4 protein-coding genes and 3 pseudogenes are annotated in these 11159 nt (G+C 57.2%); 2 read left to right on the plus strand and 5 right to left on the minus strand.

Annotation, left to right across the window (positions count from 1 at the left end; all coding sequences use genetic code 11):
* Positions 1-73 precede the first annotated feature (73 nt).
* Positions 74-187 (plus strand): annotated as a pseudogene (locus NLM15_RS08120) (IS3 family transposase); the annotation flags it as partial.
* A gap of 2111 nt (positions 188-2298) precedes the next feature.
* Here NLM15_RS08120 and NLM15_RS08125 read toward each other — a convergent pair.
* The 4 genes and pseudogenes from NLM15_RS08125 to NLM15_RS08140 all read right to left on the minus strand — a co-directional run.
* Positions 2299-3047, minus strand: a pseudogene (locus NLM15_RS08125) (helix-turn-helix domain-containing protein).
* A gap of 12 nt (positions 3048-3059) precedes the next feature.
* Positions 3060-4529 (minus strand): hypothetical protein, encoded by a 1470-nt coding sequence (locus tag NLM15_RS08130; RefSeq protein WP_254116446.1) that lies wholly within the window; start codon positions 4527-4529, stop codon positions 3060-3062.
* A 291-nt stretch (positions 4530-4820) separates the two neighbouring features.
* Complete coding sequence (locus NLM15_RS08135; protein ID WP_254116447.1) at positions 4821-7226, minus strand: DUF3141 domain-containing protein; 2406 nt, start codon at positions 7224-7226, stop codon at positions 4821-4823.
* A gap of 629 nt (positions 7227-7855) precedes the next feature.
* A pseudogene (locus tag NLM15_RS08140) lies at positions 7856-8632 on the minus strand (transposase); the annotation flags it as partial.
* 1451 nt (positions 8633-10083) lie between these two features.
* Between NLM15_RS08140 and NLM15_RS08145 the strand changes: the two are divergent.
* Entirely contained in the window at positions 10084-10524 is a 441-nt protein-coding gene (locus NLM15_RS08145) for a hypothetical protein (protein WP_254116448.1), read from the plus strand.
* A 45-nt stretch (positions 10525-10569) separates the two neighbouring features.
* Here the strand turns inward: NLM15_RS08145 and NLM15_RS08150 are convergent, their stop codons facing one another.
* Positions 10570-10956 (minus strand): hypothetical protein, encoded by a 387-nt coding sequence (locus NLM15_RS08150; RefSeq protein ID WP_254116449.1) that lies wholly within the window; start codon positions 10954-10956, stop codon positions 10570-10572.
* Between the last annotated feature and the right edge of the window lie 203 nt (positions 10957-11159).

Consider the following 11159-nt stretch of genomic DNA (forward strand, 5'->3'; position numbering starts at 1 on the left):
CAAAGGTCGGGCGAGGATGTTGGTAGAGCGCGAGGAGACGGCGGATCATTTCACCTGCCTCCGGCCGCGTGACAATACCGACCAAGGGAGCCAGTCCACCAGCGCCGCCCTTACCGGCACGCTGGCCGCCACCGGCGTCAGGATCTCGATGGACGCTCGCGGGCGCTGGATGGATAACGTGTTCATCTAGCGGCTGTGGCGCTCGCATCAGGCGCTGGAAAACCGCGCGCGGTCGGCGGGCTGGTGTCACCGGCGCATTCGGCGAAGAGGCTGTGGATATAAAACTTCGCGCAATCGAGAAGCTTGGACAACGCTGCGCATTGTCCTCAGCCACAATAGCAGCAAGCAAGATTAGCATAAAGTTGTTTAGACAGGTCGCCTTCGAGCCGGATGCAAGTCTGTCTTTAGGGCGAGGATGAACGTGACGTTGCGATCGACGCGCGCAAGCGCGCCGGCTGCTAACGTCGCCACACGGCAGGTGCGTCATCGACGCAATCGGGGGGAGAACGAACGGATGCAGTTCCACCTAAGAAACCGGACCAAGTCGTCCTCAGCATAGGGTCCATTTCACAACAGCGATCGGGCAACCCCGGCCAGCAGTTTGGAGCTGCTTGTCACTGTCGGGCCGCTACCGATTACATCTGCGGATCGGCCGCTGCCCATCTTTCGACTGCCGCCGGTCGAGAAAGAATGCGATCGCTGCAGTTGCAAGTGTGATGATTGTGTATGCGAAAAGCAACAGCTCGCGCTATCCGCGTCTGCATATTCTTCCACACTGTATTCTTCTCTTTTGTCGGCGTCAGCGGTCGCTGAGCCATCGGCGTTTGCTGGGTGTTTGCGTTTGCGGACCGTGCTGAGGTGACTAATTTAGACGTCGGCATGGGATTAATCAGGCGACCAATCCTGGTAGGTGCCTGCAGGATCTCCTAGCTGTATAGATTGGGCGGACATGCACCCATGGGCAGCGCGGTGATCAGCTTTGCTATTTGAGATGTTAGCGGCGCGCGGCAGAGACAGCGCTTCGTTGGTCCGTCACGAAAGGGTCGAGTCACGTCGCTGCTAACTTCGGTGGTGGGTAGTAGTGAGGTGTGCCAGGGCGATCCTGTGGGCCGCTTCGGTCTGGCATCGCATGGTAAAGAAGCCGAGGCAGGAACGGGTACGAAGTAGCGGAGAGCGTCTAGTGTCCAGTTTCGGTCCCGGCATGTTCAGCGATGCACTGGCGCAGGCAACACTGACGGCGACTCTTGTGGCGGCGTTGGGCACGCCCTGGTTCGCTGGAAATGCTCGGTCTCCACGAGGCCCCGTTTCTGACGAACGGCTGAAGAAGGTCTATAGCCCGAGTAGAGAGCTGTGAAGTGGACGTACGAAACAAGTGCGGGGTCAGCCGAGATTATTATCGTCCTGGGCGGATGCGCCCTCCTGTTTGACGGTCAGCTTTTAGGCCAGTACATCTCCCCCGTTGTAGCCGCAGACGAACTCGCGAACGGAACATGCTGTTGGCCCACGGCTGGGAACCCAAAGGAGATGGGCTTTCCGCGAGAGCTGTCGGAGTGGCGGTGCGTTCCGTAATGCGTTGACGGCCATCGCAGTTGCCGAGTGCGTTGTAGTGAAACGTCATCACGCATAGTGGAGCCTCGAGGCCACGCTTACCGTTCAACAAAATCGGCCACAAGCAGACATGCGGACGCGACTTCTGGATTGCGGTCAGCACACCCGGCGCGCGTCGCTCGTTGTCGGTCCGACTCGATCGCGCGCTGGCGCGCACGCGGCAAGAATTCGTGATGTCGGAGCTGTTGACGTAGGCCGGATTCGTCGAGCTTCCGATCGCTCACTCCGCTGTGACCCTGGAGAGCTCGCCTTGATCATTCGGGAAGCCCGGCCTTGATAAATGCCTCCATGAATTCGGCCCTGAGCTGGGGTGACCTCACCCAAGGTGGAAGCACCGCCGTCGATCGACGCCATCCAGGAGCCTGACGGAGACACTCTGTCACCAATCTCCGAGCATCATCCATGCGATCCGCACCCGACATACACAGGATTGGCTGACCCATTCCAACGAGGAAGAATGGAGGATTCCGTCCTTCTGCGTTGCTGCGGGAATCTCGCATCTGAGGACGAACGCCTGAAGCACGCGCGCGCCGTTGTGCGTCAGCAACGGAAGTCGCACGGCATAGCCGGAACGCCGATCATACATACTGCACCATTCTAGCGCATACCGACAGTGGATCCGCCTTGGAGGTAAGGAGGGGCGTGAACTGCTAACTTGCCCTCAATTGCCGTTATGCTAGTCACGTGAATCTAGAGTTCGCCACATGAAGTCTGCTGGGCTTTGTGGCAGAAGCTTTTGACGGAAGCCAAAATCTGGTCTGCGGACTTCGTCCATTTGAAGGGCTTCGGTTTTTGTTGTGCAGGTCGATGAAGGTGCGGATGTCGGCCTCGAGCTGCCTGACGGAGTTGTGGACACCTCGCTGGATCTGCTTTCTGGTAAGTTTAGAAAACCAGCGCTCGACCTGATTGATCCATGACGCGGACGTTGGCGTGAAGTGAACATGATAATGCGGACGACGGGCGAGCCACGCTTTGATTGTGGGTGTTTTGTGGGTGGCGTAATTGTCTAGAATGGATATCGAGGCCTTCAGGAACCTCAGCATCGATTCTCTTTTAGAAACTTCAAGACTTCCGCAACCCTCGAACGGATCGACCAGTGCGTCGCGTCGGTGGGCGTCGTACGCAATGTCCGCTCGAGTACCTCAGCAACCTGATCGTCGTTGATGGTTCGAGGACGGCGAGGGCGGGCCTCGTCAAGCAGGCCATCACAGCGATCCTTCAAAAACCGGCGACGCCACTTGCCAACCGTGTGTTCATGGAGGCCGAGTTCAGCAGCCACAGACTTGCTTGACAAGCTATCCGCACACCGCAGGATCGCGCGGCATCGCTCAGATAGCGACCGGGCAACACGATGACGACGAACCTGCCAAGTACGCCCGCTCTTGTTGACTCAGCGCCAACGGCGCGATCGGCCGGCCTCTCACACCTGCATTCGCCACAACCGCTCTCCTTCAGAACCCCAGCGATCTTTTATGTGACGAACTTGTATACCAGATGAATAGAATACCAATCCCGCGCAGCGCGGCAGCCGCCTTCCCGAGTGGCGTAACAGGCTTGACGGTGCCAATTTCATTGGTGCGCATTTCGTCAATTCGATGCAGGAGTCGCGCGAAGCTATTTACTTGTCTGTCCAGCAGAATGATATTGACGTAGTCGCCCGGTTCGGTACTTAGCAGGTATTGCGGTACGGTTACGAGTGCGATGTTGGGGATGCCTTTTAAATAGAGCGGTTGGCCTTCGCCGAACTGAATGAGTGCGTTTGGGACCGATACTCTCGGCGCTTGCGCGGGTGTGCGCCACTCCGATTCGACAAGCGCCGTCAGCTGCGGGTTAGAGGCATAGAGCAATTCGGGTTCAGGTTTGCCTGTCGGCCCGTAGCTGTTTTCTAGGGGGTTGTCACAGTATTCTTGAGCGCCGAGATGCTCGATCACCAAACCTGCCACTGCGAGGCGATTTCCGGGGCCACCCGCCCACCACTGTGGGTGATCCTGCAACCAGCGCGAAGTGGCCTGGCCATGGTCGGTGACTGCCGGGATTCGCAGGTGTCCAGCGGCCAATACGAAGATGACCGTGCGTGACAATGGTTCAGCGACAACCTGGCGCGCGAGTTCGGTCAAACCAATATGGCCGTTCTCCTCGACAGCGTTTGTACCGTCGCTGTGGCTTACCACGAGCACAGTTTCATTGCGCGCGTCTCTACCTTCGACGACCGCCCATATTGTTCGCATTGTGCTGTCTCGTTCGATTACCGCGTCAAGGACGAGTACCGCCCGCCTGCACCGAGAGGCGGCGTCCAGCACAAAGTCGGCCTCCTCTCCAGCTACGAAGATGGATGGAATGCTCTGGTAGGGCAACGTGAATGGTAAATACTGTCCTCGGGCGTTGGAGCTGCTTATGCCACGCCAGGCGAATATCACCGCTTCGACACCAGCTCTGCGGGCACGCGCTAGACCGAGGCCGGCGAGTGTGGCGGGCAGTAGCGGCATAGTAGTCTTGCCCCACGCACGCGCCCGATCCCACGTCTCGACCACCGCACTAAACGGAAACTCATGGTTGCGGACCTCGACGACAGCGATGCCTCCGCGCGCTTTGGCCCATCGCGGTATTGCGCCAGGCAATCTGTGCAACTGCTTCTCGGTCCCTCGGGGCCCGGTTGTCCCGGAGTAGGGAAAGACGGAAGAGATCGCTACGTCGCGTCCGTCGATCAAAAGGCCCAGACCGTTGGGGTTTTCTGCAGTCATACTCCAGCGATCGAAATGCAGGACGTCCTCGTAAACTCGCATGCCGAAATCTACCCACTGCTGTTTGACGTGCTCAACCAGTTGATTATGCGGCTTTGAGCCGGAGGGTCGGGCGCCAAGGGACTCCAAGTACATCAGCTCGGCTCGGATAGTATCGTGGTCCAAGACGAAAACCTCCATTTTGCGGTTTCCAGCGGCGAAAGAAGTATCTGGAAAGTAGGCGGGCTCTTATTCGAAAGGGAAACGCATCCGTACACCCCCTTCCTTCCTCAAATCCCATTCTTGATTCTTCAGCCCTCCTTCGATTTAGTACTCAGGCATCCGACCAGCACCATGTGGCTCGCGTGCGTGGTGATCGAGCATTCCCGTCAACAGGTGCGCCATGTCTCAGTTACTCCGAGCTCCGGGACAGAGCTTCGTTGCCTCTCGACGCGGCGGCGCCACATCTTTCCTCGCCAAGCCACCGGCGCGTTACTCGCGCCCCATTTCCACCAACGGATCTTCCGTTACATCGCCAGCGATGGGTGGCTGGTCAAGAACTTGAGCGAACCGCCGTAAGAGAGCGGTCGTGCTTGGCGACATTTCCGCAACCGGGCCGGGTATATAGCATGAGACGAGATAGGCCCGGCGTCGTGCCTCAGAGTCATCCAGTAGCAATGGCAACGTTTCGATTGCTCTTTCCGGCTCCAAGATCGCGATGATGGTCTGCTGGCGAGTGATTGCATTCAGGCGATCAGACGCGAGAGAGCGGAACGGTTCGTCCTGCGTTAGAACGCGCGACCAGCGGTCCAGACGATCGCGGCGAATACCACCGCGATCGTTGACAAGCAGCGTCATCATACGAACGACCGCTTCGATGAAGCCGCCGGTCGCAATCGCCTTGAGTGCGAAGCAAACGTCAGGGCGCGACCGCAATTCTTCGAGTGTCGTTTGCCTCGCATTCACCTCGTAGTGACTACCAAAGTAGTCCTGCAAAGGAGTATTCCACATGCTGTGGAACACCAGCTCATAGATCGTGTCGCGCAGGTCGCGCCAGAAGATGATCGTCCGTTCGATATGCTGCACATACAGCGCTTCCGCAATCAAGAAAGGATTATCCGCTCTAGCCTTTGCTCGAGACCTAAGAACCTGCTCAGCTCGGGACTTGAAGCCGACGAGCATCAGGTTTTGCGAAGAGAGTAGCGCTCGCGACAAACGCTGCGGATGAACAGTTCGACTGGCGTCAGCCGTGACTTTTGTGACCGCCGCTCTGACGAATGGGCGGGCGACAGTGTGATAGACCTGTGCCTGAAGTTGCGATGCGCGGTCCACCGCGCCGAAAGGACGCTCGTCGCGATAATTGTCGTTAAATGCCAGGATGTCCTTGAAACTGCGTTGGACTAGCTCAACACTGTAGTCTTTTCGTCCATCATGTTCCTGAATATCCGTGACGCACATTTCGTAGAGCCCGGGCATCAACGCCTCGATCGCCTCAAGAGTGGTTGCGACTTGCCTAAACTCCCGATTGACAACTTTCGAAGAGACGAAGATGCCGAGGTGTCCGACGTCATTATGTACTAAATAGATAATGCGTTGGCCGCGAACGCGGATTTCCTCTTCGTTTTCGTAAGCATCCGTAATCCAATTCAGAGCCTGCTGGGGGGGCGTAACGTTGTCGCCATGGCTGGTAAACACGATGATCGGTGCCCCGATCTGCTTGAGATCCACGTGTTGACGTTCTGATGCTAGATAGGCCCTGTTTCTCGCAAGCCGGTTGCCGATGAACAGGTTTTCTAGAATCCAGCAGATCTCGTTCTCGTGCAGCAGGCAGAAGCTGGCCCACCACCTCTCTGTTGCAAGAAAGCTTTCGCGCGCTGTATCCACGTCGCGAAAAAGGTCGGCGTACTTTAGGAACAGCCGCTCGGGATTGAGCAATTCGAAATTGTGTATTAGATTGGCGCCGTCGAACATTCCTTTGCCAAGGTCGCACAGAAACATTGGAATCCAGACTCCGCCGAATATGCCGGCAATGTAGCGGAAGGTATTGTCGCCGATGTTCCCCGACACGGCTGACACCGGCGATCCATTGATGGTAATGGGGCCTGTCAAGTCAGGGTTTGTTGCGGCCATGACGAGGGTCGCCCAGCCAGCTTGGCAGTTGCCAATGATTGCAGGGAGAGCGGCACGCGGATGCCGGCGCATGACTTCCCGAACAAAGGCCGCTTCCGCATAGGCGACATCAGAGAGATGCTGATCCGGCTCCGGCTCGCGGCGGAAGGAAACCAGATAAACGGGATGACCTGCACGCAATGCGACGCCAACCTGACTATCCGCTGCGTGGGCGCCGACACCCGCGGTGTGTCCCGCACGCGGAGGGATGATAACAAAGGGCCGACGATGCGAGTAATCGACGGTAACATCTTGTGCTGGGATCATGCGTAGCAATACGAAGTTGGATTTTACAGGAAGATCCCGTCCGTCCATGATCGTCTCGTACTCGTAGAAAAGGGCGGGTGGACAGCCCGCCGCCTCATATTCAAGGAAGATGTCGCCGCTCTCTCGGAGAACATCCATTAGCAATATGGCGCGCTCGCCGGCGTCGCGGATGTATTCGCGCCAGGAAAGCCCAATCCGTCCGTCCTTACGGAGGTTCCACAGATCTTTTGCCAGACGTTCGCCGCTTGCCAAAAGCTCGGGCAGGCGCGAGAATGCCATCTCGCAGCTGCGCTTAGCCCGCAGTGTCCACGTCATTTGCAACACGTTGATGGTCTTGGCACCCACCTCTATTGTGCGATCAGCGTAGATTCTGAATGGGCTCTGGTTGAATTCAAGTTCAAGTTCAGCACGTTGCGCTTTCATCGACTCGGCTGCATTAGAGCGTTGGAAAGAGTCAGACATGGCCTGGCCTCCTCTGTTCTAGAGTATGCCCCGTAATGCTGTTCACGCTGTGGTGCCGGATTGTCTATCCATGGCGTGGTTCATCCGGCTAACTGCTCGCAAGCGATGTCAAAGTACGACCTGAGAGAAGCGGCGCTTAGGGGGAAACTGTGCGAGCACGGTGCCTTTTCCACCACGTCCCCAAACCTTTTATGGTGCAAGGTGCATGCCAAACGCATGGTCACTTAGGAGATTGGCCGAGCAGCTTCTGTTCTCGTGTTCGCTGCACAGCTTTTGGCGGATTGAGGACCATGACCGTCAGAGATTGAACACTGCCTTGTCGGACAGCGGCCGTTTCTACATTCCTTAGCGAGGCCTTGCAGGGGCTTCGTCCGCCGATTAGCCTGCTCTAAGCGAGAATTCGGGGCTAGTAGCTCGTCACAGTGATTTTGACTTTTTGGTCATGCCTGGATAGGCGCGCCGCAGTTTGGCGCGAGCTTTGTCTGTTGTGAACATCCAGTTGATACGGGCGCGAGCTTTGTTGCCAACGCTCGGTATATTTGATCGAGCCGTATTGGCTGCCCCGGTCGCTATGATGCACGAGGCCGCCGCGATGGACCGGCCGCCTGTCATTGCAGTGCCTGCTCCAGCGCGTCGATCGACGATTGCCGTCAGTTCGCGGCCCACGCGCCATCCCGAGATCGACATCTCCGGAATGGCGCCCAGGCATTCCTTGGTGACGTCGTCAACGATGTTGAAGATGCGGAAGCGTCGGCCATTGGCGAGATGGTCGTGGACGAAGTCCAGCGACCAAGCGCGCGTTGGGCCTCGCCTCGACCAGGATTGGGGCACGGCTTCCCACGGCCTTGCGGCGGCCCGCCGCACGCGGATGGTGAGGCTTTCTCGCGATAAAGCGCCGGTAGATTCGGTTGATTCCCGATGGCTCGCCCTCCCGCCGCAGCAGGACGAACAGCCGGCAATAGCAGAAACGCCGCTGCTCCTTGGCGAGATCGCGCGATCGGCCACGCAGAACTGCCGTCCGGCGGGCGGCTGCAGCGATATCGGATCATCTTCCGATCCGCACCCAGGATCGAGCAGGCCCGCCGTTCCGACAGGCTCATGACGGCCTGCAGTTGTGCGACCGCAGCGCGCTTGGCGGCGGGCCCTAGCATTTTTTTGAAAGCAACTCGCGAAGTGCGGCCGCATCGAGCATCTGCTCGGCCGGTAGGCTTCTTCAGCTTCGCATCCTCCTCCAGCGCCCTCAGCCGCTTCACTTTGTAAATGTCCATGCCGCTGAATTTGACCTTCCAATTGTAGATCGTCGCTTCGGAAACACCATGCTTACGAGCCAGGTCAGCCATCTTCGTCTCCGCCTCATGCTCCTTCAACACCGCGATAATCTCTTCCGTGAACCTTGCTCGCTTCATCAGTCCGTCCTTCTTCGGGGCGGACTCTAACTCCTTTTTGGACGAAATACTCAGTGGCAGATCAGTGAGAGTAGCGCGCTCCACTACGCGATGCGCGACCGATTGACGGCGCTGGGTTGGTCCAAGATCGAGGCGATCGACGATGACCTTGGACGTTCCGGAGGCGTCGCCTGATTAGCCGTTGACTTTGATGGTCCAACGATGGCTCAGTTTGGCATACTCGGGACTATTCGGTGGAAAGTCCTCGACGAAGGCTGGGAGGCCGAAATTGGCGATCTCCATGACCTAATCTCCCCTGGGGGGCGCCGTGACGGCTTGTATCGCATTCGCAGGTGATTGTGCGTGCGTGTCGCGTTCTGCGTCGCCTAGTCCGCCCGTATTTTGTAACTTAGCTACAGGCGCCGAATATTCCCCAGCTCTCTCTAAAGCGGGTGCCGACGACAAAAGTCACTCCCTTCTAAGCTGTGATTCGCTGGCCCTGTCCAGGTTGGGTCCGCCACTATGATGGTATGATGGCCCCATCTAGGGTTCTTCGATTCGAAAATACGTTTGCGTGATGTGCGTCGAAGTAAGTTGGTAACCTTGTGTTCTGGCCTCCGAAGTATCTGCCAGGCGTCGATCAGAGGGGAGTGTAAGGCGAGAACTGATATTAAAATGAGGATACTTTCCTTTGATACGAGGATGTATTTCCGCCGCAACTTCCACGTCTGATGATGAAACGTATCTCCCGCCCCACCTTTCGATGATATATTTGAGTGAGTGGGTGCGCGTCGAGAATCTTTTCGTCGTCGTCTGCGCATCGAGCCACTCGTATGCGATCCTGATGCAGTCGTCATGTTGGTGAATCTTCTCCTGTCCCTGATAGCGAACTCGCTTCTTGGCTTCCGCTATTTGCTCGGCGCTGAGCATATGTGGTGGCCTTGTTGGTTGTCCTACCGCAAACACAGCGAATATTGGACGGCTCTGAGGCGCCCGGCGGCGATCTTTTAGGCTTGGAATCTTCCCGCCCCGGATATCCGTATCTGCAATAAATATCGCTGATCCTTACTCGGAATTGCTACCGAAACTGGTAGGCTTCCCTGGCGGGCGCCCGCGACGCCCCGAGCGGAAACGTTGTACGGCTTACGTCTAGTTAGTTAGTCGAGTTCGCAGCCGTGCGCGACAACGAACCTACTAAGACTAGTAGGCGGCTCTATCCCAGAGAGAGCACGGGCCGCCTGCGCAAAGGCACAGGGGGCCTACCCAAGCACGCCGGCGCTAGCAAATGCCAGCAGCGTTACATATCGCTCCTGACCGCCCAATGGAGGATGACCGCGCCGGCACCCAATCCGGGCCCGGCAGGCGAAATCAAGCCATCGTGTCAAAAATAATCGAGCGGAAATCGGCGTAAGCCCCTCACATCGCATCGCGGGATGCTGTACGGAAACTTCAAATTGGTGGGAGACGAGCTCATGTCGATCATGACAGATCCAACCGATGCGCTTGTATCATTCCAGCAGGCGCTTCTTGCAGGCGCGCGGGAATTCCAGCGCGGAAGCTTGATCCGCAGCTCTTCATTCATCTCGACCATTCGAATGGTCGCGCGATCTACTTACGTGCGTCTCCAGGGCAGGGTTGTCACAGCGCATTTGATGGCGGTCGATCCTATTGAAGGAATTCCTTGCTTCCAGATTGGTGTCGCCGCTCCGGAGGAATATAGGCGCCGAGGGCTGGCCACGGACGTGGTCCCAGCCGATCAACCGTGGTGCTGGGGTGGCGAGTTGTTTGGTGAGCGCGATCATTGCGAGCAATTTCACATGCTTCGGCTTCGAACACAGTGGATGGTAACTGGTCTGAGCAGCAATCTCGATTTCTGGTGGTCAGTGTGCGTCGCTTGGAAATCAATGTGTTAGTCGTTGCTGAAAGCGTACGGGCATTCTGGCGGTTAACTTCGTGCTCTACGGTTCCTCGATCCGACGATATATCTGGATGATGTGAGCTGCCGTAAGCAGGTAGTCTTGCGTTCTGGCCTCGGCTATGCCTGTAAGCCGATGATCGGAAGGGAGCGTAAGGCGAGGGCTAATGTTGAATTGAGGGTACGTCCCTCGGATTTGAGGGTGTATTTCAGCCGCAACTGCTACATCGAACGATGCGACGTACCTGCCGCCCCAAATTTCGACAATCTCCTTCAGAGGATACGCTCGCCTCAGCTTTCTCTTGGTTGTTGTTTGCGCATCAAGCCATTGATAGGCGATCCTGACGCTATCGTCATGTTCGTGCAGAACGCTTGCGTATGGATACTTGACGCGCTTTTTGGCGTCCGCAATTTCTGCGGCGGTCAGCATCGTTGAAAGCTCCTCCCGACACGCTGCGCGACGATCGCTAAACAACTTGCCAAGATTATCCGCCACGATTGTCCGGAGTACTATCAGCTCTGATAGTTGAGCCTGCTTGGGGCCACCCAAGGATTTCGCCGCCTGGGATGACCAGCCAAGGCTCATAGATGGCTACAGGATTTCTGGGCGATACTTTCCGGCGAATGGCGGCG

It is taken from the genome of Bradyrhizobium sp. CCGB20 (genome assembly GCF_024199855.1).
In the GTDB taxonomy this organism is placed as follows: Bacteria; Pseudomonadota; Alphaproteobacteria; order Rhizobiales; family Xanthobacteraceae; genus Bradyrhizobium.